Annotated in this window: 24 protein-coding genes, 2 tRNA genes and 3 pseudogenes; 9 read left to right on the top strand and 20 right to left on the bottom strand. The window is 44.6% G+C overall.

The window, feature by feature from the left end; genetic code table 11:
* The first annotated feature begins 7 nt into the window (after nucleotides 1-7).
* A complete protein-coding gene (locus X965_RS13185; RefSeq protein ID WP_036414592.1) occupies nucleotides 8-1,444 on the top strand; it encodes an HlyD family type I secretion periplasmic adaptor subunit in 1,437 nt (478 codons plus the stop codon).
* Nucleotides 1,445-1,753: 309 nt separating this feature from the next.
* Nucleotides 1,754-2,095, top strand: coding sequence for a c-type lysozyme inhibitor (locus X965_RS13190; RefSeq protein WP_370531219.1), 342 nt, complete (start codon nucleotides 1,754-1,756; stop codon nucleotides 2,093-2,095).
* An 88-nt stretch (nucleotides 2,096-2,183) separates the two neighbouring features.
* Here X965_RS13190 and X965_RS19030 read toward each other — a convergent pair whose 3' ends face one another.
* The 7 genes from X965_RS19030 to X965_RS13215 form a co-directional block, all read right to left on the bottom strand.
* Nucleotides 2,184-2,633, bottom strand: coding sequence for a hypothetical protein (locus X965_RS19030; protein ID WP_223302388.1), 450 nt, complete (start codon nucleotides 2,631-2,633; stop codon nucleotides 2,184-2,186).
* A gap of 102 nt (nucleotides 2,634-2,735) precedes the next feature.
* Nucleotides 2,736-3,167, bottom strand: a complete 432-nt coding sequence (locus X965_RS13195) for a phage major capsid protein (protein WP_051997337.1) — start codon at nucleotides 3,165-3,167, stop codon at nucleotides 2,736-2,738.
* A 27-nt stretch (nucleotides 3,168-3,194) separates the two neighbouring features.
* Complete coding sequence (locus tag X965_RS13200) at nucleotides 3,195-3,446, bottom strand: hypothetical protein (RefSeq protein WP_036418386.1); 252 nt, start codon at nucleotides 3,444-3,446, stop codon at nucleotides 3,195-3,197.
* 680 nt (nucleotides 3,447-4,126) lie between these two features.
* The gene (locus X965_RS13205; RefSeq protein WP_036418389.1) at nucleotides 4,127-4,504 is read right to left on the bottom strand and encodes a hypothetical protein; all 378 of its coding nucleotides are present in this window, start codon (nucleotides 4,502-4,504) and stop codon (nucleotides 4,127-4,129) included.
* Entirely contained in the window at nucleotides 4,501-4,659 is a 159-nt protein-coding gene (locus X965_RS19565; protein ID WP_165763945.1) for a hypothetical protein, read from the bottom strand. The genes X965_RS13205 and X965_RS19565 overlap by 4 nt, the downstream gene beginning before the upstream one ends.
* Nucleotides 4,641-5,117 carry a lysozyme gene (locus X965_RS13210; protein WP_036418391.1) on the bottom strand — a complete coding sequence of 159 codons (477 nt, stop codon included), beginning with the start codon at nucleotides 5,115-5,117 and terminating at the stop codon, nucleotides 4,641-4,643. The genes X965_RS19565 and X965_RS13210 overlap by 19 nt, the downstream gene beginning before the upstream one ends.
* The gene (locus X965_RS13215; protein WP_036418393.1) at nucleotides 5,110-5,301 is read right to left on the bottom strand and encodes a phage holin family protein; all 192 of its coding nucleotides are present in this window, start codon (nucleotides 5,299-5,301) and stop codon (nucleotides 5,110-5,112) included. The genes X965_RS13210 and X965_RS13215 overlap by 8 nt, the downstream gene beginning before the upstream one ends.
* Nucleotides 5,302-5,608: 307 nt before the next feature.
* Here X965_RS13215 and X965_RS13220 point away from each other — a divergent pair, with 307 nt between their 5' ends.
* Nucleotides 5,609-5,884: a DUF4282 domain-containing protein gene (locus X965_RS13220; protein ID WP_036414580.1), complete on the top strand. Its 276-nt coding sequence runs from the start codon at nucleotides 5,609-5,611 to the stop codon at nucleotides 5,882-5,884.
* Between the two features lie 507 nt (nucleotides 5,885-6,391).
* Here the strand turns inward: X965_RS13220 and X965_RS13225 are convergent.
* Together X965_RS13225 and X965_RS13230 are read right to left on the bottom strand one after the other, a co-directional pair.
* Nucleotides 6,392-6,631 (bottom strand): hypothetical protein, encoded by a 240-nt coding sequence (locus X965_RS13225; protein WP_036418457.1) that lies wholly within the window; start codon nucleotides 6,629-6,631, stop codon nucleotides 6,392-6,394.
* Between the two features lie 578 nt (nucleotides 6,632-7,209).
* Nucleotides 7,210-7,668, bottom strand: a complete 459-nt coding sequence (locus tag X965_RS13230) for an Hsp20 family protein (protein WP_004242347.1) — start codon at nucleotides 7,666-7,668, stop codon at nucleotides 7,210-7,212.
* A gap of 306 nt (nucleotides 7,669-7,974) precedes the next feature.
* On the opposite strand from X965_RS13230, the gene X965_RS13235 reads away from it, so the two are divergent.
* Complete coding sequence (locus X965_RS13235; protein ID WP_036418394.1) at nucleotides 7,975-8,415, top strand: universal stress protein; 441 nt, start codon at nucleotides 7,975-7,977, stop codon at nucleotides 8,413-8,415.
* A 336-nt stretch (nucleotides 8,416-8,751) separates the two neighbouring features.
* On the opposite strand, the gene X965_RS13240 is transcribed toward X965_RS13235, so the two are convergent.
* The 6 genes and pseudogenes from X965_RS13240 to X965_RS13265 all read right to left on the bottom strand — a co-directional run bounded on the left by X965_RS13240 (nucleotide 8,752) and on the right by X965_RS13265 (nucleotide 12,455).
* Nucleotides 8,752-9,405: a tetratricopeptide repeat protein gene (locus X965_RS13240; RefSeq protein ID WP_082457289.1), complete on the bottom strand. Its 654-nt coding sequence runs from the start codon at nucleotides 9,403-9,405 to the stop codon at nucleotides 8,752-8,754.
* A 71-nt stretch (nucleotides 9,406-9,476) separates the two neighbouring features.
* Nucleotides 9,477-10,285: pseudogene (locus tag X965_RS13245) on the bottom strand (kdo(2)-lipid IV(A) palmitoleoyltransferase).
* Between the two features lie 76 nt (nucleotides 10,286-10,361).
* Complete coding sequence (locus X965_RS19775) at nucleotides 10,362-10,502, bottom strand: hypothetical protein (RefSeq protein ID WP_223302381.1); 141 nt, start codon at nucleotides 10,500-10,502, stop codon at nucleotides 10,362-10,364.
* Nucleotides 10,503-10,511: 9 nt separating this feature from the next.
* Nucleotides 10,512-10,724: a cold shock domain-containing protein gene (locus X965_RS13250; RefSeq protein WP_004242341.1), complete on the bottom strand. Its 213-nt coding sequence runs from the start codon at nucleotides 10,722-10,724 to the stop codon at nucleotides 10,512-10,514.
* A 374-nt stretch (nucleotides 10,725-11,098) separates the two neighbouring features.
* Entirely contained in the window at nucleotides 11,099-11,536 is a 438-nt protein-coding gene (locus X965_RS13255; RefSeq protein WP_036418396.1) for an antiterminator Q family protein, read from the bottom strand.
* Between the two features lie 289 nt (nucleotides 11,537-11,825).
* Nucleotides 11,826-12,455: pseudogene (locus X965_RS13265) on the bottom strand (recombination protein NinG).
* Nucleotides 12,456-12,564: 109 nt separating this feature from the next.
* On the opposite strand from X965_RS13265, the gene X965_RS13270 reads away from it, so the two are divergent.
* Nucleotides 12,565-13,008 carry a universal stress protein gene (locus tag X965_RS13270; RefSeq protein WP_024473812.1) on the top strand — a complete coding sequence of 148 codons (444 nt, stop codon included), beginning with the start codon at nucleotides 12,565-12,567 and terminating at the stop codon, nucleotides 13,006-13,008.
* A gap of 27 nt (nucleotides 13,009-13,035) precedes the next feature.
* Here X965_RS13270 and X965_RS13275 read toward each other — a convergent pair whose 3' ends face one another.
* Entirely contained in the window at nucleotides 13,036-13,440 is a 405-nt protein-coding gene (locus X965_RS13275) for a hypothetical protein (RefSeq protein WP_036418399.1), read from the bottom strand.
* 43 nt (nucleotides 13,441-13,483) lie between these two features.
* Between X965_RS13275 and X965_RS13280 the strand changes: the two are divergent.
* Nucleotides 13,484-14,143, top strand: a pseudogene (locus tag X965_RS13280) (integrase); the annotation flags it as partial.
* Nucleotides 14,144-14,169: 26 nt separating this feature from the next.
* Here the strand turns inward: X965_RS13280 and X965_RS13285 are convergent.
* Nucleotides 14,170-14,245: transfer RNA gene (locus tag X965_RS13285), tRNA-Thr, on the bottom strand.
* Between the two features lie 5 nt (nucleotides 14,246-14,250).
* Nucleotides 14,251-14,338, bottom strand: a tRNA-Ser gene (locus tag X965_RS13290).
* A 207-nt stretch (nucleotides 14,339-14,545) separates the two neighbouring features.
* On the opposite strand from X965_RS13290, the gene rcsD reads away from it, so the two are divergent.
* Together rcsD and rcsB are read left to right on the top strand one after the other, a co-directional pair.
* Complete coding sequence (gene rcsD, locus X965_RS13295) at nucleotides 14,546-17,260, top strand: phosphotransferase RcsD (RefSeq protein ID WP_036418401.1); 2,715 nt, start codon at nucleotides 14,546-14,548, stop codon at nucleotides 17,258-17,260.
* Nucleotides 17,253-17,903: a response regulator transcription factor RcsB gene (rcsB, locus tag X965_RS13300; protein ID WP_036418404.1), complete on the top strand. Its 651-nt coding sequence runs from the start codon at nucleotides 17,253-17,255 to the stop codon at nucleotides 17,901-17,903. Before rcsD ends, rcsB begins: the two co-directional genes overlap by 8 nt.
* 69 nt (nucleotides 17,904-17,972) lie before the next feature.
* On the opposite strand, the gene rcsC is transcribed toward rcsB, so the two are convergent.
* Together rcsC and gyrA are read right to left on the bottom strand one after the other, a co-directional pair.
* Complete coding sequence (gene rcsC, locus X965_RS13305) at nucleotides 17,973-20,819, bottom strand: two-component system sensor histidine kinase RcsC (protein WP_036418406.1); 2,847 nt, start codon at nucleotides 20,817-20,819, stop codon at nucleotides 17,973-17,975.
* A 174-nt stretch (nucleotides 20,820-20,993) separates the two neighbouring features.
* Nucleotides 20,994-23,609 carry a DNA topoisomerase (ATP-hydrolyzing) subunit A gene (gene gyrA, locus X965_RS13310; protein WP_004236765.1) on the bottom strand — a complete coding sequence of 872 codons (2,616 nt, stop codon included), beginning with the start codon at nucleotides 23,607-23,609 and terminating at the stop codon, nucleotides 20,994-20,996.
* A gap of 187 nt (nucleotides 23,610-23,796) precedes the next feature.
* On the opposite strand from gyrA, the gene ubiG reads away from it, so the two are divergent.
* Nucleotides 23,797-24,522, top strand: coding sequence for a bifunctional 2-polyprenyl-6-hydroxyphenol methylase/3-demethylubiquinol 3-O-methyltransferase UbiG (ubiG, locus tag X965_RS13315; protein WP_036418410.1), 726 nt, complete (start codon nucleotides 23,797-23,799; stop codon nucleotides 24,520-24,522).
* Nucleotides 24,523-24,726 lie beyond the last annotated feature (204 nt).

A 24,726-nucleotide genomic window follows, 5' to 3' on the forward strand; every position in this document is an offset into this window, starting at 1 on the left:
TAATAATATGAATACATGGTTAATGGGGATTCGTGATTTTCTTGCACGTTATAAATTAGTTTGGAGTGAAACCTGGAATATCAGACATCAATTAGATACTCCTGTACGTGAAAAAGATGAAAGTGAATTTTTACCGGCTCATTTAGAGCTGATTGAAACTCCGGTATCTAAGCGACCTCGCCTGGTGGCTTATTTTATTATGGCATTTCTGAGTATTGCTATTATTTTATCTATATTAGGTAAGGTTGAGATTGTTGCTACGGCTAATGGTAAATTAACATTAAGTGGTCGGAGCAAGGAAATCAAACCAATTGAAAACTCAATAGTAAAAAAAATAATGGTAAGTGAAGGCGATTTTGTAAAAAAAGGAGATGTATTACTGGAGTTAACTGCGCTGGGGGCTGAGGCTGATACACTGAAGGCTCAGTCTTCATTACTACAGGCAAAATTGGAGCAGTTTCGTTATCAGACTTTGTCTCGCGCCATAGAATCAAATCAACTGGTAGAGATTAAACTGCCTGATGATCAGGATCTTAGAGGAGTTTCTGATGAAGAAATTTTCCGTCTGACATCATTAATTAAAGAGCAATTCTTAACCTGGCAAAATCAAAAGCATCAGAAAGAATTAAATTTAAATAAAAAAATGTCTGAAAAACAAGCAATACTCACAAGAATAAACAGATATAATAGTTTATCTCATATTGAAAAAAGTCGTTTAGATGACTTCAGAAGTTTATTGCAAAAACAAGCTGTTTCAAAACATGCTGTACTTGAGCAAGAAAATAAATATCTTGAGGCATTTAATGAACTTCGTGTTTATAAATCTCAATTGGAGCAAATTGAAAGTGATATTTTGTTAGCAAAAGAAGATTATCAACTTGTTACTCAATCATTAAAAAACGAAGTTTTGGATAAGTTGCGGCAATCAACAGATAATATTAGGTTATTGACACTGGAGTTGGATAAGAATAAACAACGCCAGCAAGCCTCTGTTATTACTGCTCCTGTTACCGGAAAAGTTCAGCAACTTAAGGTTCATACTGAAGGTGGTGTTGTCACAACCGCTGAAACTCTGATGATTATCGTCCCGGAAAACGACATACTAGAAGTGACCGCATTAGTACAAAATAAAGATATTGGTTTTATTAATGTTGGTCAGGAAGTTATTATTAAAGTAGAAGCATTTCCTTATACCAGATACGGGTATTTAATTGGTAAGGTGAAAGATATTAATTTGGATGCCATTGAAAATCAGCAGTTGGGTCTGGTATTTAACGTTATTATTTCAATTGAGAAAAATAAACTTTCAATTGGTAACAAAAATATTCCTTTAAGTTCAGGCATGGCTGTAATAGCAGAAATAAAAACAGGAATGCGCAGTATTATTAGTTATCTCCTTAGTCCTTTGGAGGAATCTGTAACAGAAAGTCTACGGGAAAGATAATATAGTTTTATAATTGGACTGGTTTAGTTTTATAATCAGTCCTTTTATAAATTATAATGTCGGCGTTATGAATTCTTGATATAATGAAAATGATTATCACACTATTCGTAACATCACTTCATATAGACTATTTTACATATTGCACACTTGTCCTGCGATAACAATATTTTTAGATTAAATAACCGAGCAATGATAACAAAAAAATTAAAAAATGAGATAAATCTTATTTGTAATTAAAGCTGCTATTTTAAAATTATACAGATAGCAAAGAAAAGCTTATCAATATTTCTAACTTAATGTTATGTAAGGATATATATGAAATCACTGATCACTACAACCATGTTTAGCTTAGGGATTTTATTCTCCGGATTCTCAACTGCAGCTGAAGGTGATGAAATTACCAAAGTGTCTTATGCTTGTGAAAATAATCAGACAATGGAAGTTATCTATGTCAATACAGAAAAAGATAGCTATGCTATTATCAATCAAATGAACGAAATGATTCCGATGAAAATAATGAAAATGGCCTCAGGCGCAAACTATGAAGCCATGAATAAAAATTACACATACAAACTTTATACAAAAGGCAATAACGCAAATTTAGTTGAAGGGAATGATAAAGCTGTATTAACAGATTGTAATGCAGATTGATATAGATTTCTATCTAAGCAAGGGGGACTGTATCCAGTCCCCACGTGACAACCAAAATAATTTTAATAGCAAATTAAAAAAATATTAATCAAAAACCGAACTCATTAAACATATCTTTACCAACAACATCATTATTGTGGGATTTGTTAATATCTTTTATTTGGTCAATCAACCCCAAACCAGCCCCAACAGGTCCACTCACACTAAAGCCGACACGGCTGGAGCGGCTACGGCTACGACTGTTACTATGAGTTTGACTGCTGCCATTGCAGTTGCTTTGACGAACAGTGGTTACACCATTAGCATGGTGTTCTCTTGCTTCACTTTCCGTGCAATCTCTGCTTGCCTGAGTATCATTATTTCCGGAGGCATAATTATCACTATCCGTATACCACTCACTATATTGTCCAGTCGGAGCAATGATTCCGGCTAAAGTATCGTATGTTGAGTACTGATGCGGAAGGCTATTACAAGCACTTAATATCATTGAACAAGTGGTGACAAACGTTAATTTAATAAAAGTAGCTATATTCATCATGTGTTAATTTCTGAAATAGTAACCATATGTAAAAAAGTGCGGATAATTATTCATTTCTTAAATTTGAAATCAAGACCCAATGCTCTCTTTTTTAAGAAACAGTTAACATCCAAAATAAAAACAAACAGATATACACCACCTCGGGGACAGGTTGGCTTTCAAGAACGCTTCAAATAATGCCTCAACATCCGCCTCCGGATTACCGGTGGACGGAATAGCCGTTACCCCGTTGGTAATGGATGCCGGGGATACCTGTGCCACTTCGGCTTTAGCCGGATCGATAAAGTCAATATCAATCCGTTCAATAATGGCCGAAGCCAGCGCATTACGGACCAGTGTATCGGCTGCCGGGTTACTGAATCTGACCAGCTCATCCGTCAGTACAGCAATGTTGGCAACTTTGGCAACCCCCAGCTGAACAGACTGAAAATCGAATTTGGTCAGCGGTTTTGGTGCGCCCTGCCCCACCCAGTAACCCTGACCGCCGCTGATTTGCCCCGGAATACGGACATTAAACGGATTTGAGCACAGCAATGCGGGGTTTCAGTATCTTTAAACGCTTCACAGTGCAGAACCCGGTCTGGTGATGCTGATTAGTGCATCCTGTAATTTAATATCATTAACGTAGCGGGCAACTGTATGACCGGCGCTGTTGATAATTTCTGCTTTGTCACCGGGCTGTAATGTCAGGCTGTCACCACAGTTGTTGTGGTCTGTGTAATCCAGCTTATATGCATACGGTGTCCACTGAATGCCGTAACCGGATTCAATAACTTCTTTACCTGATGCGGTCGTTACTTTGATTGTGAACATAGCTGCTTCTCCGGTCAGAAAGTCGGCTCATATGAACGGACTTTGTGTTTGGTTTGAGCCGTCTCTCCGGCTGTCACGCCCGTTGCTCCGGCAGATGACGACGTTGCTGCCTGCATTGGTAATCACACCATGGATTCGTTGTTTTTGATTCTCGCTGTACACTCACCGGGAAAGGTTTACGGGTCCCTGTTAATACAGGAAGACTGCGACAACGCGGCGCATAAAAGCCCACTCAGTGAGCATGCTTTGTGATGGGTTACAGTGGCAGAGCCTCATTATTAAAAACAAATTAATTTATTAAAAATCAAAAAGATAAAGCATTGACGCTGTTTTTTATTTTTCATTAAAATGCACATGCTGTGTTGAAAAAAGAAAATCGTTTTGATTTCGCCCGGATTCCCCCGGGCTTTTTTTACCAGGTAGACCCCGCTATTTAGCAAAGTGTTATTTATCTTTTGTTTAGTTCTGAGGACGTAATTTTATCCAAGAGCGTTTACCCGCGTGAAACACTTAAGCCCGTTCCTCCATCGGTTCAGGGCTATTTTTTTATCCTCTCCGCTTCTATCTCCCGTATTGACCACTTATCGTGATTACAGTTAGCAATATATTTCATGGCATCAGCCAGCAGCTCAACTGCACCACCGAACGTCAGATCATCCGGTATCTCAACCTGCTCACAATCAGCGGTCAGTTGTGGTGGAATCGATATCACCGGTGCGGGTATTAATTCCGGTCGCGTATCTGCGCAACTCACTGACAACATCAGCGGGAACAGGAGCAACAGCGCATTCACTGTCTTTGAAAACAGTTTTGATAACAGTTTTAACGTTGACATGCTCTATGTCCTCAACCTGTTTGGCTTTGATATTGTCGAGTGCTGCGCGGTGTCTGATGGCAACGGCTGAAAGCGTGATGGTATTTATCGTCTGCTGTGCTGACAGCTGTCCGGACAACGTTGTGTTATTCACCTTCAGCTGCTGGTTATCCCGGTAGGTGTCATATACCCACCAGGCAGCAGTAATAAACAGCGCAGCAATTACCGCTTCTTTCCAGTTCATGGCGCTTCACACTCATAATGGATCACACCGTCCAGCGGATTACCCGGCAGCGACTTACAGTGAATCTCGAGTGAATACAGATAACAGCCCGCCAGAAGGCAGGCCGTCAGCAGGATAACCGTGGTGATAATCAGCATTACAGGGTTCCGTGACATATCGCTTTCTCCGTCTCACGCCGGTTAATCAGACCCTGCCACTGTTTACCTCCGGCAAACGTCCAGCGCTTCATTTCGTCACAGGCACCCGCGATATCACCGGCATTGAGTTTGCGCAGCATAGTGGAGCGCGAGAACGCACCGGTTCCGGTGTTATATGCAAATGAATAGATGGCCGCCCGGGTATTGTCATCAATCGGCACTTTAATCATCGGGTCAACCGCGCGCCGGACTTTCGTCAGGTCGTCATGCAGCAGCGCCTTACATTCAGCGTCCGTGTACAGCTTGCCGGGCTGAATATCACTACCGGTATGGCCGTAACATACGGTGAGCACCCCGACCACATCACGGTAAGGTTTGTACTCAACACCCTCATACGCTGGGATCAGCACCAGCGCACCGGCAATTGCCCCGGCAGCACAAGCGGCCATGACTTTTTTAAATAATCGGTTATTCATGATGTTCTCCGGCTTTCAGTTGGAATTCTTTCCGTTTGTAATACCAGTTCACCAGGAACGTCCCGATGGTGCAGACGATACCGGCAACGATAGCCCATTGATCCAGAGACAGAGCACCAAAAGCAGCAGTAAAGACACCCCACGCATACGCCGCAGGGCTGGAATATTTATCGGACATACGCATTTTTCCACCCCCTGCGGAGTGTTCCGTGTGTGAATTGATAGGGAAATGCCGCAACCGGTTTATATGTTTTAAACAGGTTAAAGTGAGGTGGCTGCGGCATTGTTCGGATAATCCCACCAGCGGCGGGAAAGCAAGAAGAAGAGCACTGTGACCGAATACGGATTAGGTAATGAGCCTGTCGTATTCCAATGCTCTTATTGTTGCGGACAATAAAAAAGGCCGCACATGGCGACCTTAAGGTTAATTTTGTGAATGTATATATAATTCAACTGCTCGTATCGTTAATGACATTAATCAAGGATTATATATGCTTAAATCTCTTCTGACTTTCGACCAGATGATAACCCCTAAACTTATTACTGTACTTTACTGGCTTGGCCTGATTGGTGTTCTGTTTTCCGGTATTGCAACTATTTTTGTCAGTAATGCTTACGGTGGCGGTTTTTTCAGCGGACTTATCAGCGGACTGGCTACTATCATCTTCGGCGGACTAGGTGTCCGTATTTCCTGCGAACTGATTATTCTGTCTTTCAACATTTACGGAAAACTCAAAGAGATCGCGGAAAACACAAAACCACAGTAATTTTATAGTTGACACCCAAACGACAATGATTATCATTTAACTTAATACCGGTTTGTCAGGTATTGCTCACATTGACATTGCTCCTAGTATTTACTGCCGACACCACTGACCCGGTGTCGGTTTTTTTTAATACAAAAACCAATGCAAAAACTGACGCATATCATTAACTGTTACTGTGCACGCCATACATTACTGATGCTCGAAGGCCAGCATCAGTCAGCATGGGCATCAATCAGGAATATTCTTATCATTCATCAATGTGCTGCAGCAGAAATAATCCTTGCACGTAAGGGCTGGAAAATTTCTGTCATATATAATGATCGATTCGGCTTTCCTGTATATGCCATCAGAAGCAAAAATGGAAGAAAGTTAAAGTGTTGCTATAATGACTATCAAAAAGAAATGACAAAAATCAGATAACAATTAAATAACAATCAGTCTAATCATAATTATAAAATGTGTAAACTGTAGCCATTACTGCGCCACTGAACATACAATATCCATATACTAATAAGTATTTTTTCCTCTGGTTTTCTTACGATATAACAATACAACTGCAGGAATAGCAAATACATTAAAAATCAAAAAATTAGTTAGTGGCAATACTCCACCATGAATAAGCACTGGAATCAAATTAAACATCACAATACTGACTATCAACCACAGCCCCCTGACTGGCTTTAACATCTCTTGTGATTCATTTTTGTCAGCATCAGATATCCGGCCATTAACCTCTTTACTGGGCATATCATCCTCAAAATCCGACAACACCATACTGATAATAATAACTGTTATCCATTAAGATAACCAGCATAAAAACGTATGCAGACAACCGGACACCTTTATATCATTCTGAGTGATAATCAAAACAAGGCATCTCACCATAGTTAATCTTTTTTAATTATATTACGTGTAAACACATACTATTACGCTATAATAAAAAGGTAATGAAATTTCCATAAAATAATGTCGCTTATTCCTTATGCCGGTTATTCCCAAACCGGCTTTTTTTGCATCTGAAATAAGAAACTGATTCAGTTCAACCGAACTGACCTGCGCTACCAGAGTCTCACAGCAAGTATCCAGTTATTCGGAATAACCAAACATACGGCCCTCGGAAACTTCGGAAAACCTAACATGAAAGCCATTCTTACAAGTTGGAAAAATAAAAAAGCCTCACCGAAGTGAGGCTTACACCGTAGTTATACCTTTAATCCACAAAATACTATTAACAACGGTGCATTATATATTATGTTAGGACTGTAATTTTCAGGCCTTGTAAAACCCGCCAATATTGGCGGGTTTGGAACAAAAAAAATAAGAAACTAAGCCTTTATATCTTTATTTTCAATAGCTATCAACTGTGGTTTTTCTTCTTCCGGAATTTCATACTCTATATCCAATGTCAGCAATCCGCAGGATAATTCTGCATTCCGAATTTTGACATTCTTACCAAGGTTAAATTCTAATGAAAACTGGCTTTTTAATATCCCTTGGTGTACCCATTTCTCTGATTCATTAACTACTTCTGCAGGTTGTTTACCCTGAATACTAAGTTTGCCACCTTTCAATGATACCTCAAGATCATCTTCCCTGTATCCGGGAACACTAACCGTCAGTTGATAGTGCGCATCATTTAATTGCTTCAGGTTATATGGATGTTCTGAGGTTATTGGCCTGTTGCCCGTAAGTTGACTGAATAAACGATCCATCTGGTCAAAGCGATTTGACAGCAAACTATCAGATAATGCCGGAAATAATGAAAAAGAACTAATGTTCTGCATAATTCCTCCTTCAGTATTTCAATTTATTCTTTTTAAATACACATCATGGTATAACTTACCCTGATGTGTTATTTATATAGGGATGAGATCTTGACTTTCAATGACTCATTTACATTTCTTTACAATAATCACTTCGTGACCAGCAACCAACCTCAGATTTTACAGCATAAAAATAGTTAAAAAGGCATTTGAATTTATAGGGTAATAGACAATCTACTAAAGCTGCCCCCTGTTACTCAATAATTTACCTCCGATAATCAATAATGTCCTATACTTCATAGTGAAAAGCAAACCGGAGAGAAAAGTATGTATAAGAATATTCTGGTACCGATTGACACTTCTAATAAAGCACTGGTTAACCATGTCATCCCTCACATCGAATCTCTTTCAAAGTTTGATGACCCGCACATACATTTTTTAGTCGTTATACCAAGCTACAAAATGTTTATCGGCCTTTCATACGGCATAGAAAAAGAAATCATTACAGAAGATAATCAACGATTGCAGTTAGCAGAAGCTGACCTTAAAAATGAAGTTTCAAGATTTAATCTTCCGGAAGATCGGGTTCATTATCATGCAATTCTTGACACTCCGATAGATGGGATTTTGACTACCGCAGAAAAAATACACGCTGATTTAATAATCATCAGCTCAAGATCACCAAATATTTCAACCAAATATCTACTTGGGTCTACTGCATCAGCTGTAGTCCGCTATGCAGAAACATCCGTCCTGGTTGTCCGCTAATACATATCGCCCGCCATAGCGGGCTTTTTCATATACAATTATGACACTCAATACTGTCCATATCATACCGAGGTATTTAGCTGTTCAGAATGACCGGACATGTAAACAGCCCAGAATCTCAGAAGAGTTAAACCTGTAAGTTATCGATACACACCAAACTAAGATGTAAAAACACATATTATTCAATTAAATACATGATTTTTATTAGCCGTCATTAGTAGATAGGCGACGAAAATAACTTTTAATATAATTTTTAACAATAAAACCGCATATTTACACATTTAGCCTGAGTGTAAAAATTGCCTGAACTTACAAAAATTATTTGATTGAAAATAATTAGTGCTGGTTTTTTTTATTCAGCTTCGCAAGGCTGTCACATGCCGATTGAAACCCACCAAAACATGCTTCATCATACAATGACCCGGCCTTTGGTTGGCTTTTTTCAACGCCTTCCCCAGAGAGATGCATCTCTGCCAACTTTGCCAGTGCAAATGCATATTTTTGATCGGCCGCTTTCTTATACCACTCCGCTGCAACGCGGTAATTCTGTTCTATTCCCTTCCCATAATAATACATTTTCGCAAGCTGGTATTGAGAAAATACATTTCCCTGCTCACCTGATTTATAAACCCACTCAATAGCCTGCCGGTAATCCTGTTGCACTCCCTCCCCCTGAAAATACATCTCCCCCAGAGAATATTGTGCGTACTCATTCCCCTGTACCGCAGCTTTTGTATACCAGTCAGTCGCCGTTTTATAATCTATGGGAGCACCATTACCGTAGTAGTAATAAGATCTGATTGTAACCTGGGCACCAGCGTCACCACCATTTGCCGCCTCGCATAATGCCGAATCCTGAGTATCGAGCTCACAATTCGCTGAGTATGCAGTATCCGTGTGAATTAAAAAAAGGCACAACAATATTTTTTTCATAATAGTTCCCGTTTTGCAGTTAACGGAAATCATATCAAAAACAAAAATTGCAGACATAAATAACTGCGATTGTGAGGTTTCAGCTCATAAGTAATGGGTATAAGGCACCCAATGACATTCCTTGTAACTTATTTGTACAGAGAATTCTCTCCCGGAGGTCTGGTCTTAAACCTTCTGTGTGCCCACAAGTATTGGTCCGGAGCATGCAGGATTTCTGCCTCAATAATCTGATTTAGTTTCTCAGCATCTGCCAGGTCATCTCCACGCGGAAACTCAGTGATTTCTTTACCAATTATTAATTCATAAGGCCTCTTACCACTTTCATTATTTCTTATCATCGTTGCAGTAAGTATCGGCGACTTCGATAATTTGGCTATAGCTGCCACTCCTTTTAATGCAGAAGCATTAGCTACCGAAAAAAAAGGGGCGAAGATAGTACCTTTAGTTCCAAAGTCCTGATCCGGAGCAAACCAAATAGCCTGCCCGCGTTTTAGTTCCGATACCATAAACTTCAGATTCTTACGGTCGATCATCCCACTTCCGGAGCGGCTTCGGCATCTTGTTTGTATATACTCCATTGCTTTATTGTTGTGCGGTCGATACATAGCATTTACAGGAAAACATAGCCCCATAACTCTGCCCTCAAGTTCCAGCGACATGGAATGGATACCAATAATTAAAACACCATTATTTTTGTCATATACATCATTAAAGTTATCACAACCCATTACTGTAAATATTTTATTAATTCTTTTGTCATTCCAGAACCAGGCAATACCGGTTTCAAATAATGCAACCCCTAAAGATGACAGGTTACTTGCGACACAAGCCATGGATAAGGCATCTGAACCAAACAGAAAAGCAATAGGATACCAATCCAGGTTAAAATGTACCTTGGGTGGAGAAGCCTGATAGAAAATTTATTCAGAGAATACATTTTTTCCTGATAAGTAATAATTACTGCATAATAAAAAGGCCTGATAATATTATCAGGCCTTGGAATTTAGTTTTTTTTATTGCCTGGACAACAGCATCACCGTTTTACAAAAAATACATTTTGCTCCATGCGGATTTGATGCGGAAACATCAAAGTGCGAAGTTCGGTATTGTGTTCCACTGCAACAGGGGCACTGAAAAAACAGTGCTATTATCATTGGTGTGCCTTAGAGACCCACCACATTTGATGCAGACGGACCTTTTGCCCCGTCTTCAATATTGAAGGTAACATTCTGACCTTCAAATAATGTCTTGAAGCTGTCGCTCTGGATCGCAGAGAAGTGAACAAACACATCTTTGCTGCCGTCAGCCGGAGTGATGAAGCCAAAACCTTTCGATTCGTTAAACCATTTTACTGAACCAGTCATTGTATTAGACATAGAATTTCCTTTAATTTTTTTGATTGCCATAAGGCATATGAGGTTTGTTTTTTATTTTTACTTATGGGAATTAATTAGAAGGAATTCGCAATGAAGTGGTATCGGGGATAACGCTAAATGGTGAACGACTTTAAACTGACTAGCATAAATAGGCCTGTACTTCCAAACCAGTGACGCTATTAAGCCACAGATGATCACAAATAGCAAACTTTATTATTTTATCCCTCCGATGTTACGTATCACTACACGTAAATCACGACTGATTTAAACAAATTATCTTATCTGTTTATCAACATAAAAAAAACCGTAAAAACGGGGTTTCAGTTTGCAATCAATACGACACAGAAATAACTCTGATCACAATAGCGTCTTTTTTACGATCGTAAAGTATTAATTTTTAAATCATGTAATTTGTTCATAAATGTCCGCATACCTCCATGATGTGATGTACCGTCCATTTCCAGTTTTACATCTCCCATTATGAGCATTCCTTCCACCAGCCCTTCTGCCTTCTGGAGTTTTTTCCCTATGTGAGTGTCTGAGCACCCGTATTTCTTGGCCAACTGAATAAACGTCTTACCGAAAACATAGTAATCAAAAAGCAGATCATGCATATCACTGTTACGGATATTCAGTTTTGCCATAATGCCGGATATCACCAGAGCATCATCATCACTGCATGATTGCCGACTCTTAACTTTTTCAGGGATCAGCCCTTTAAACCCGGCAGCAATTGGTGACCAATATACTGATTCCTGATTATCAACAACCCAAGCCCCCCACCGTTCTAACACCTGGCGAATATCACGCATACATTACCTCGTTATTTTGCAGGCTATGAGGTTTAATATCTTCCGATAAAACAGAAATGACGCTTCCCGTATAGTTGCCCTGAAGAGTAGTGTTGCTCCAATGTTCCTCTCTCATTGTTCTCACTCCTGTATGCCTTTCATCTCGAACTCGGTCATAAGCACACCGATGTAGATTATGTACGCTTCGCACCAGGTATCCCGGTGAAACGTCCTGACTGTGTACCGGTTTATTTTCAACTCAGTCGCCAGTGACGCCTGATTACCGTAGTGTTCAGGTATCGGTGTAATTTCAGGTCTCACGCTTTAACTCCCTCACTTTCGCACGGTACTCATCGCGTATACGGATATAGTCTTCCCGCTTCCAGTGCGGTATCTCATGCGGACCGCGTAACCAGTCAACTAACTCCTGTCCAAATTTTTCAATCAGCCGTAACTCGTATTTCTGCGTTACAGTGTTATTTTTGTGTGAGAATTTACCGGCCCCCGCATTGCATGATTTACATTGCTTATAGGCATTTCGCTCCTCAAACCGCAGCTCAGGATGTGACCCGACAGACAGAAAATGACCGCAGTCCCACTGCCCACCATGTAAATCAGGCGGATTAGGTTCACCACAGCTGATGCATGGTTCATCGCGGTCTCAGAGTCTGATGAATTGGTTAAACGCTGTTTGTGCTTGCTGCCGGAAATATGAGGTAGGTTTTACTGCTAACTTGCGGATTTTTAATTTATCTTTTGCTTCACGTTCTTTTTGCTGCTGCTCCTTTCTTAATTTGGCTTCAGCCTTTTCCCTTTCCCTGCTTCGTCGCTTTATTGCCAACTCAGCACCATGCTCCGGACAGCACCACCATTCGTTACTAAACTTCGGGTGAAACCAGTCGCGGCATATCAGGCATTTTCGCCTTGGCCACTTCACCATACTCCTCCTTCAGTTCGATAAATATATGATTGCAAAAAACTTCGATTAACGGCGATAAAGTGTTCTACTATTAATGATGAGATGTTAATTCTTCATAAAGGAGTTGGTTATGCATAAAGTTATTCTTGTACCTATAGACCTAAATCATAACTATTTGACCGACAAGGTTATTTCTGAAATCAATGAATTCTCAGTAAATAAAAATACACATTTTTATTTCTTGACTGTCATTTCCCCCGCCGAAAAATATAATGAGTATGGTGTTGGATACCCGATGATCACTGAAGATACAAAATTCGAAGATGAAACATCTAAGACTATTGAAAAAGAACTAAAAGAAGTTGTAAGTAAATTCGGTATCCCCGATAACCAGGTATCCCTGCTCGTTAAGATTGGTAGTGCTGCCGACATCATAATCGACGTATCTCAACAGATTAAAGCTGACCTTATTATTATTGGCTCCCGCAATCCAAGCTTTAAAACACATATCCTTGGTTCAACTGCTTCATCGTTAGCACATTACGCAAAAACATCCGTATTTATAGTAAGATAACGCATGTTACGCTGCGGGAAACTGTCTTTATAAACAGCGCACTTCCCGCAGCATTGCGTCCATCCTGGTTATAATCGACTGTCCGAAACCCGGCTCAATGTATGCTTTGCTGACCACCTTTCCGCAAAATTCGATTCGCTTTCTCTCACTCTGCTCACCACCCGGCATTAACTCACCACGGGAATCACGAACGTAGCGATACAGCCTGGTGACAGCATCCGGCGATATAGCAAATAACGGACTCACATGGCGGTTATGCCTCGTTGTACCAACCTTTCGCAAACATCCGATATACAGCATTTTGTTGGTAAACCACTTAATGAACTCTGTCGAGTTTCCTGTGCGCAGTCCGGCCTCGTGATTGGTGAACGAATCCAGATCGCGACATGCCATGATTATGTCAACACATACTTTGAATTGTTCGTCATTCATCGCCACATCCTGTTAATCATTGCCCGTGGTGTTGGTTTCAGATATCCGGGTGCCAAAACCGAAGAATAACCGGGTCCGATGGCTCGAGCCACGGGAAGCGAAACGCCTGATCGATGAATGCAGTGAACCTCTTAAATCTGTTGTGACATTTGCTCTGGCTACCGGCCTGCGGCGCTCCAATATTATTAACCTGGAATGGTCACAAATAGATATGCCGAGAAAAGTAGCGCGGATTCCCCCGGATCAGACCAAATCAGGGAAAGCATTGGGTGTTGCTCTTAACGACACTGCGTGCCGCGTCCTGCGTGAGCAGATAGGCAATCACACAAAGTATGTTTTTGTGCATACGAAGGCTAAAAACAGATCTGACGGCTCAATGACTCCGGTTGTCAGAAAAATGCGCGTTGACGGTAATACTGCGTTCAGGACTGCACTTAAACGTGCCGGTATAGAAAACTTCCGTTTTCACGACCTTCGCCATACATGGGCGAGCTGGTTAATTCAGGCAGGAGTACCGCTGTCCGTATTGCAGAAAATGGGGGGATGGGAATCAATAGAAATGGTACGCCGGTATGCTCACCTGGCACCGGGTCATCTGAGCCAGCATGCGCAGCAAATCGATGCTGTTTTTGGTGAGGATGTCCCAAATATGTCCCACCCGACCCTGATCGTGGTTGGTGAGCACAAAAGAAAAACCCGCTAACTGGTTGAGAGTTAACGGGTTTAATATGGTGCCGGCTACCGGAGTCGAACTGGTGACCTACTGATTACAAGTCAGTTGCTCTACCAACTGAGCTAAGCCGGCGAATTTGGCGGAAGGATAGAGATTCGAACTCTAGGACGGTCTCCCGTCGGCGGTTTTCAAGACCGCTGCCTTAAGCCACTCGGCCATCCTTCCATGGGGCGCGATTATGCTGAAAAATGAGGAACCTGTCTACCCCTATATGCAAAAAAATCCGATTTTTTTGTCTGCCTGCTCAACATTCGTGCATCATACCGGCCCTGCGGCGGAATACTGCTGTTATTGTGACGGGAATTAGTATGATAGAATTAATTCCCGGTGAATTTACAGTCAAGTACTTACTATAAGGTCGCAACGGAACATATGTACAGACAGTCACATTCCAAGCCTTATGCGATACCCGGCTTTTATGCATCATTTGTTTCGTTATTAGTCTTATCTCTCTTTTTATACGGATATAACTATTACGATGCCTGGCTGGGAAGCAAAAAAGGCGCACTCTACAGTTTCAGCACACGGATAGAACATCAGGTTGAAACGTACCGCTATCAGTCCGCTGAGCTGTTCCGGCTCGCCAATACCACGGACACCGAGAAGCGGCCTGAGCTCGTTCCGCCGCATAAGATCCTGAATGATATTTACTGGATTGACAGCCGTGTGCCGGTTGTGGATGCCATCCTGTTCGGCCAGACCAATGATGAGACCTACGCCATCGCACGGCGTTTTTCAGACTATCTGACCATTCTGTGGGGCGGTGAAAATCAGTTTAATTCTGTATATTACCTCAACGGACTGGATAACAGTCTGCTGCTGGTGACATCCCATTCTGCCCTGCGTCCGGAGCTGCGCTACCGCGAAAGCCCGCTGACATTGGGTGCCGATGAAAAACGGGCGGAAATGCTGGCGGATTCCACAGCGCTGGATGAGCGGGAAACCCTCTCCTCCTTTACCAAGATGCCGTCAGAATCAACCTATTACTATACCTACCGCGCAATGTTTAATAACCCCGGTCAGCTGACCAGCGTGGTGGCGTTTGATTTACCGGTGAATAACCTGGTGCCGGATAATCTGGATCTGTCCAATCTGTCACTGATCCCGGCCGAGACCCACACCCTCAGCAACCGTCCGAATGCGGTGCAGATCAGTATTAACGGCCTGTCACTGAAACTCAGTTACCGTCTGCGTGAAATGCCGTATCAGGTGGTTTATCAGCTCTCACTGCTATCTCTGGCCGAAGAGATGCTGGCGGCCAATATCTGGCTGTTAATTTCTGTCTTCCTGTTCAGTATGCTCTCCGTCGGCGGCCTTGTTTATATCCGCAAACGGTTCATTTCCCCGCTCAATACACTGGTCCGCCAGGCCAGAAACAGTGAGGCGATAACCAATGAAATTGTGGCGCAACTGCCTATCGGGCTGGCGATTTATGATTTTGCCGCCAATAAACGGCTGGTCAGTAATACCATCGCCAGTCAGTTGCTGACCCTCAGCGACCTGAACAAAACCCGCGATATGGCCCGCGAGCACCAGGGCCGGATCCAGACCACCATTGATAACGTGGTTTATGAAGTCAGTATGAATCCGGTCCGTAATATGAATGATACTTATCTGATTCTGTTCCGGGATGTGGATCAGGAAGCGCTGACCGCACGCCGCCTGCAATTGTCTGACCGTGAGTATAAGAAAAGTATCAAAGCCCGTCAGTCTGTGCTGTCAAATATCCGTTCAGAGCTGGTGGTGCCGGTCAAACAGCTCGGTAATGACCTGCATACGCTGGCACCGTATGTGACTGATCCCGCCGGCGGCATGCTGATGGATAAAGTGGTAACGGAATCCGGTTATCTGTGTGAGTGGATCGAAAATATTATTCTGCTGGCTGACCTGGAAAGTGATGACTGGAAACCGACCAATGATGAATTCCTGTTGTCACAGATCGTCGAAGATATCGTTAAACAATTCTCACGTCAGATAAATGACAAAGGCATTCCGCTTTATTTCCATAACAGTATTAATAAACAGCTGAATTACATTGGTGACGGTCCTATTATCAGTAAGATATTTTTATTATTACTGAATTACGCCGTCAGTAATTTAAAATACGGAAAATTGGTTATTCGCCTTAAGAATATATTTAAAAATGAACATAATAATATCAGATTGGAAATAATCGCCAGCGGCTCCGGTCTGCCGCAATCTGATCTCGTTAATCTGCACGATCCGTTTATGTTTCAGGTCGCGGAGACGGAAGGTCGTCCGAACTCGGGGCTGGCATTCTATTTGTGTGATTTATTATGTAAAAAACTCAGCGGAGAGCTGAAAATAGACAGTAAACCGGACATCGGTACACACTACACTGTTGAGTTGCCGCTGCCTGCCACCGAGATGATCGGTGAGCCGTCAGAGGTGCTGGAAGATACGCTGTTTAAGATCAATATCATTAATCCGAGTATTCGGGAAATAATTAACGCAATTATAATTGAAAACGGCGGAATTTTATTTGATAAAAATCGCGCATTATTGCAAGATGAATATGACATCCTGGTGACTGACTTTGATAAGAAAGCGAGAAAGCCAATACTCTTTTTACGAAATGACATTATTGAACACAGAATGATTACGCCTTCCCTGGTGGAGTGTAATTATAATTTCAATGATGAAATTCTGAATGCTATTACGCTGCTTATCGAACAAAGCTTAACTTCGGATGAGTTTGATGATAGATTCTTACCCGGGAATCCGGGTATTAATACAGCAGCGCTTTCCGTCGGGGAAGTTGTTGCGTTATATAAAAATCAGCTGGCACAAAGTACGTATAAAGATTTGTTTGCCACCACAGTCCCTCCTGATATAAGTAAGATGTACACGGAAGCAGAATTAAGTGAATTGCAGCCACTGGCGCTGACAGTACATCGGGTCAAAGGGGTCTTTGCTGTGCTCGACTTTGATTATCTGAAATCACGCTGTGAAGATATAGAACGCTGTATCGCTGACAAAAACAAAATGAAGGTGGATGAAGGTATCCGGGAAATTGATGCCATTGTCACTGAATTGCTGCAGCAAGGTAACCAAGAGTATGAATAACCTGAATGTTATTATCGCTGATGACCATCCTATTGTTCTGTTCGGGATAAAAAAGTCCCTGGAACAGCTGGAAACGGTTAATGTTGTTGGTGAATTTGAAGATTCCACTTCACTCATCAATAACTTAGCACGCCTGGACGCGGATGTTCTGATCACTGACCTCTCCATGCCGGGAGATAAATACGGTGATGGCATCACGCTTATCAAGTATATCAAGCGCCATTATCCTGACCTGGCGATTATTGTGCTGACCATGAACAATAATCCGGCGATCCTCAGTGCCGTACTGGACCTCGATATCGAAGGTATCGTACTGAAGCAGGGTGCACCGGCTGATCTGCCGAAAGCACTGGCCTCTTTGCAGAAAGGAAAGAAATTCACCCCTGACAGCGTTTCCAAACTGCTGGAAAAAGTGAATGCCAACGGGTACGGCGATAAGCGCCTGTCTCCGAAAGAGAGTGAGGTTCTGCGTCTGTTTGCCGAAGGGCATCTGGTCACTGAGATCGCGCGTAAACTGAACCGCAGTATCAAAACTATCAGCAGCCAGAAAAAATCCGCCATGCTGAAACTGGGTGTGGATAACGATATCGCTCTGCTGAATTACCTTTCGTCTGTCACTATCGACAGCAACAGAGACGAGTAATCCGGAAACGTTTTACAGTACTGATACAAAACCGCCATTCAGATGAACGGCGGTTTTTTTATATGCCGGTTATTCAGCCCCGGGCGGCGTGACCTGCGGGATGTAGTGCTGCATCATGGTGCGCAGCGCCTGCATCGAGACCGGTTTGGAGAGACAATCGTTCATGCCGGAAGCCAGACAGCGCTCGCGCTCTTCCGCCAGCGCATTGGCGGTGATCCCGATAACCGGTAGTGTCATCCCCTTCTCTCTCAGTGTGCGGGTCAGGTCATAACCGTTCATATTCGGCATGTTGACGTCTGACAGAATAATATCCACCTCATGGGTTTCGAGGAAGTCGAGTGCATCCAGCCCGTCATCCGCCGTTGCGGTGTGGAAGCCGAACAGATGCAGCTGATCTGACAGCAGATGGCGGTTAATCGGATGGTCATCCACAATCAGGATCCGGACATGTGCTGCCTGCTGACTGTCCGGCAGTGGCGGCGGCGGCAGATCATCGGCTTCCTGACAGCGGTTGTTCAGGCGGTCAGAGACAAAATCAAACAACCCGTCAAGCTGATGGGTATTATGCCGCCAGTGATTGCCGCCCATCGGCACCGGTTTGTCGGTATACCCGGCATCCAGTTCAATCAGCAGACGCGCCTGTTTCATCGCCGGGGTCACCACGTCCGTGATCACCACCGCACAGGCAATATCAGGGCATTCAGATAACGGAACCGCTGCCGGGGCAATATCCTGCCAGTAACGCTGCATATAATCCGCCAGCACGCCGTTGCGGAACTCAAAGACCAGCGGTACGGTCAGCGGCGCAATATCCGCATGATGACCGGACGGATAGGCGGTATAGCACGGGAAGCGGATCCCGAACAAGCTGCCGACCTCTTTCTGCGATTCCACCATCATGTCACCGTCCATCAGTGAAATCAGTTTTTCACAGATAGGCAGCCCGAGCCCGGTACCCTGCGACGGGCTGTCCGTGTTCGGCATAATCTGATAGAACGGGTCGAATAACTGGCGCAGCTCGTCCTCACTGATACCGCCGCCGGTATCCTGAATATCCACATGCAGATATTCACCGCAGACATAGACGTGAATGCACACCATCCCGACATGCGTGTATTTAATCGCATTATTAAACAGGTTGGCGATCACCTGCTGCATCCGTACCGGGTCATTACAGACCAGCTCCGGCACATCTTTTTCAATAAAGCAGTACAGAGAAAGGTGTTTTTTCGCCACCAGCGGCAGGTAGTTTGCCACCACAAAATGAATATGTTCGCGGAAGTTAAACTCTCTCGGCTCAATTTTCAGCTGTTTGGATTCAATTTTGGAGAAGTCGAGAATATCACTGATAATTTTCAGTAATAATGACGAGGAGTTATTCATCGTACCGAGCAGGCGCTGGGCATCCCGCGAATGCGCCATGGACTGTAACAGCTCCAGGTTACCGATGATACCGTACAGCGGCGTGCGCAGCTCATGACTGACCGTGGCAAGGAACATGGATTTCGACTGGTTAGCCTGCTCTGCCGCCTGTGCCGCATCCTGTAACGAGCTTTCCAGCTGCACACGTGCGCTGATATCCACCAGCACACAAATCGCCACTTCCTCGTTCTGGTAACGGGAATGCACAAAACTGACCTGAAGGTGCCCGCCGTTACGGGTCACCATATCTTCCATCCCCTGCCGTTTATCTTTTATCAGCAGGCCGATACGGTTGCGATCCTCAAACGAAAGCATACGCCAGTAATTATGAGCCAGCTCATTACTCAGCAGTGCCGTACCGTCGAGTGTGCGCAGAATGCAAATCCCGACCGGTGCGGAGGCCACAATTTTGTGGTTGAACTGCTCGTGCTCCTCCAGACGCATGGCGCTGTTTTCGGCCGGCATAAATATCCGCCGTTCCAGCAGCCAGGTAAACAACCCGATAATAATGGCAGAGATCAGATTAAGAATCGCCCCGTTGAGGATCTGAAATTTCAGTTTTTCATAGATTGAGCTCAGCGGCGTGGTATATACCACACTCAGCAGCGACGGCGCCAGTCTGCGTTTAAAGACCAGTTGGGTGAATTCGTCGTCATAGCCGAAATAATTATCGTCCACCAGATAACGGTCTTTATTTTTCTGTGTGTTAATTTCTTCCGGATAAGAGAGCACGACATCATCCTGCTCATTAATAATCACCATATTGGCCGGGAAATCGCGCAGGCGGTTAAAGTTTTCCAGCTGCAGATTACGCTCAATACCCATCAGTGCCAGAAAACGCCCGTCATAATACAGCGGCATCATCACAAACAGGCTGGCCATTCCCTGATTACTACCCGGCGCCGCCCAGTAAATGGTGCGCTCTTTCCCCTGACTTTTCAGGCGGAAATAGTTCTGAGAGTAATCATTGACCATTCTGCGCAACGTTTCGCTGCTGGTGGAAAGGTTGCGGATCGGAAATGACACCATACACAGGGTTTTTGAGCCGACCAGAAAGACCTGATTCAGCCCCATCGGTGCGGCGATATTGTTCTGCCAGTACGTCAGGAGATCTTTGAATGCAATAATATACGGGCCGCTGCCGGTGCGGAAGGCCGCGCAGTCGCCTTTGGTATTCAGTGCCCGGTAATCAATAAAAAAGCCGTCGGTGGTCCGGTCTGCGGGCTCTCCCGGCCGTACTTCTTTATTTTCGACAAACCGTTCATTCATATAACGGATATCGCGGGTCATATCGGTGGATTGCCGGAAATAGGCTAATAAGGCATCGTAATCGGAATAATATTGCTGGCGGATATCATTGCGCATCCCGTTATAGATATTCAGTAAATAGAATACCGTCACCAGCGCCCCCAGCCCCCATAACATCACACCGACGATCCGGAACAGGTAACGCGAAATTTTCAGTGATGTCTGGAAAGATGAAAAGTATCTCAAAGGGGCTCCGCCAATAATGAATCTGATATATTCACGAGGTTTCAGACTGTTATGTCTAGGATATACCACTGTGCAATGTTTACAAAACCCCCGGGGTAAATAAAAAGCAGGAACAATATTATTGTTCCTGCTTTATCGGTTTTTCTGATTTTATATTACCGGAAACCGGTGATATTAATCGTTATTCTCTTCTGCATTATCATCAGATGCCGCATCCGTCACTTCACCGTCTTCAGAGAAATCATTTTCATCCTCTTCCGGCTCCGCAACACGCTGCAGACCGACCACTTTCTCTTCTTCTCCGGTACGGATCAGCGTCACACCCTGGGTATTACGGCCCACGATACTGACTTCAGAGACGCGGGTACGGACCAGCGTACCGGCATCGGTGATCATCATAATCTGATCATCCGCACCGACCTGGATTGCCCCCACGACTTTCCCGTTACGCTCACTCACTTTAATGGAGATAACCCCCTGAGTGGCGCGGGATTTGGTCGGATACTCCGCTTCCGCTGTCCGCTTACCGTAGCCGTTTTCGGTGACCGTCAGAATTTCACCTTCACCACGCGGAATAATCAGCGACACGACCGCATCGTCGTCACCCAGACGGATACCGCGCACACCGGTGGCGGTACGCCCCATGGCACGGACAGCATCTTCCGCAAAGCGGACGACTTTACCGTCAGCAGAGAACAGCATCACTTCGTTGCTGCCGTCAGTCAGGTCAACGCCAATCAGCTCATCACCCTCATTGAGGTTAACGGCGATAATACCGGCGTTACGCGGACGGCTGAAGTCCTGCAGGGAGGTTTTCTTCACGGTACCGCTGGCAGTCGCCATAAAGACAAACTTACCTTCCTCATATTCACGGACCGGCAGAATAGCGGTGATACGCTCGTTCTGTTCCTGATCCAGCGGTAATATGTTGATAATCGGACGACCGCGCGCACCACGGCTGGCTTCCGGTAACTGATACACTTTCAGCCAGTACAGCTTCCCTTTGTTGGAGAAGCAGAGAATGGTGTCGTGGGTGTTTGCCACCAGCAGACGTTCGATAAAGTCTTCTTCTTTGATACGGGCGGCAGATTTGCCTTTCCCGCCACGGCGCTGGGCTTCATAGTCGGTCAGCGGCTGATACTTCACATAGCCCTGATGAGACAGTGTCACCACCACGTCTTCCTGACTGATCAGATCTTCGATATTGATATCCGCTGTGTTTTCTGTGATATCAGTACGGCGCTTATCGTTGAACTGCTCTTTCACTGCCACCAGCTCTTCACGGATGACTTCCATCAGACGCTCAGGGCTTTGCAGGATATGCAGCAGACCGGCAATCAGTTCCAGTAACTCGCGGTATTCGTCGAGCAGTTTTTCGTGCTCCAGACCGGTCAGTTTCTGCAGACGCAGATCCAGAATCGCCTGAGCCTGAACTTCGGTCAGATGATACAGACCGTCGCGGATACCGAACTGCTCATCCAGACCTTCCGGACGCGCGGCATCATCACCGGCACCGGCCAGCATAGCGGCAACCGTACCCAGTTCCCATGCCTGTGCCAGTAACCCGGCTTTTGCTTCCGCAGGCGTCGGCGCACGGCGGATAAGCTCGATAATCGGGTCGATATTGGCCAGTGCAATCGCCAGACCTTCGAGGATATGGGCGCGTTCACGGGCTTTGCGTAATTCGTAGATTGTCCGGCGGGTCACCACTTCACGGCGGTGGCGCACAAACGCACTGAGAATTTCTTTCAGATTGAGGATCTTCGGTTGTCCCTGATGCAGGGCAACCATATTGATACCAAACGTGGTCTGCATCTGTGTCAGCAGATAAAGGTTGTTCAGTACCACTTCACCGACCGCATCGCGTTTGACTTCAATCACAATGCGCATACCGTCTTTATCGGATTCATCACGCAGTGCGCTGATACCTTCCAGACGTTTCTCTTTAACCAGCTCGGCGATTTTCTCAATCAGGCGGGCTTTGTTCACCTGATACGGAATTTCATTAACGATAATGGTTTCGCGGCCGGTTTTTTCATCCGTTTCCACTTCAGCGCGGGCACGGATATGAATTTTGCCGCGTCCGGTGCGGTAAGCATCGAGAATACCGCGGCGGCCGTTGATAATCGCCGCAGTCGGGAAGTCCGGCCCCGGGATGTGCTCCATCAGACCTTCGATGCTGATATCTTCATCATCAATATAGGCCAGGCAGCCGTCGATGACTTCACCCAGGTTATGTGGCGGAATATTGGTTGCCATCCCGACAGCAATACCGGATGAACCATTCACCAGCAGGTTCGGGATGCGGGTCGGCATCACATCCGGGATCATTTCGGTACCGTCATAGTTCGGTACAAAATCCACGGTTTCTTTGTCGATGTCGGCTAACAGTTCATGGGCAATTTTCGCCATACGGACTTCCGTATAACGCATTGCTGCTGCGGAGTCACCGTCGATTGAACCAAAGTTACCCTGACCATCCACCAGCATATAGCGCATTGAGAACGGCTGAGCCAGGCGGACAATCGTTTCATACACAGCACTGTCACCATGGGGGTGATATTTACCGATCACATCCCCGACCACACGGGCAGATTTTTTATAGGCTTTGTTCCAGTCATTACCCAGTTCTTTCATCGCGAATAATACGCGGCGGTGAACCGGTTTCAGACCATCCCTGACATCGGGGAGCGCGCGTCCGACAATAACGGACATGGCGTAATCCAGATACGAGCTTTTCAGCTCCTCTTCGATGTTAACGGGCAAGATTTCTTTGGCATTGTCGCTCATGGAGCCAGTATCCCTCATTACTCCGGATTCAAGGTGCGGAACTATACCACAAATCGCCAATGTTTAAAAAAGGAGATATAAAAATCGGGAGAGTATTTTATTTCTGACGCATCCGCGCCCGGCATTGTATACTGACGCCATCGCGTATTCCGGCAGGTTCTGCCGCAGCAAGAGAGAGAAAGAGACCATGAATGACACAGCTTCCCCGCTGACAGCCAATGTCGATCCTGCGGAAATCAAAAAGTTTGAGGATGTTGCCTCACGCTGGTGGGATCTTGAGGGTGAATTTAAACCGCTGCACCGGATCAATCCGCTGCGTCTGGCCTATATTCAGCAGCGGGTTAACGGTGTGTTCGGGAAGAAAGTGCTGGATGTCGGCTGCGGCGGCGGAATTCTGGCAGAAAGTATGGCGCGGGAAGGTGCGGACGTCACCGGGCTGGATATGGGCGCAGAGCCGCTTCAGGTTGCGCGTCTGCATGCACTGGAAAACGGCACTGATATCACCTATGTGCAGGAAACGGTGGAACAGCACGCAGAAAAACATGCACAACAGTATGATGTGGTGACCTGCATGGAGATGCTTGAGCATGTGCCGGATCCGGCGTCTGTGGTGCGTTCCTGTGCCCGTCTGGTCAAACCGGGGGGCGATGTGGTGTTCTCCACCATTAACCGCAACAAAAAAGCCTGGTTTATGGCCGTTATCGCAGCAGAATATATTCTGAAGATGGTACCGCCCGGTACGCACGATGCGAAAAAATTTATCCGTCCGGCAGAACTGATTGACTGGCTGAATAATACCGGTCTGCGCGAGCAGCATATGATCGGCTTACATTACAATCCGTTAAGCGATAAATTCTGGCTGGCACCCAATGTGGATGTAAATTATATGTTGCATACCCGTTTTATTTTATAGTGTCAAGTTAATTACTCCGGCGATTAATAAAACGCCAAACAAATCGCATTTTTCTAAAATTATCGCTTCGCGTAATAAGGTAAGCACAGTTTCATTTTGTCAGTGATCTCAGTGCTTACCACTCTGTCAGCGGGTGACTATCCTCAAGTTATCCACAAAAGATCCTGATTTTATACACTTGATCCTGAGCGCATTTATCATTAT

Origin of the sequence: Morganella sp. EGD-HP17 (assembly GCF_000512315.2) — a bacterium.
Classification (GTDB): Bacteria; Pseudomonadota; Gammaproteobacteria; order Enterobacterales; family Enterobacteriaceae; genus Morganella; species Morganella morganii.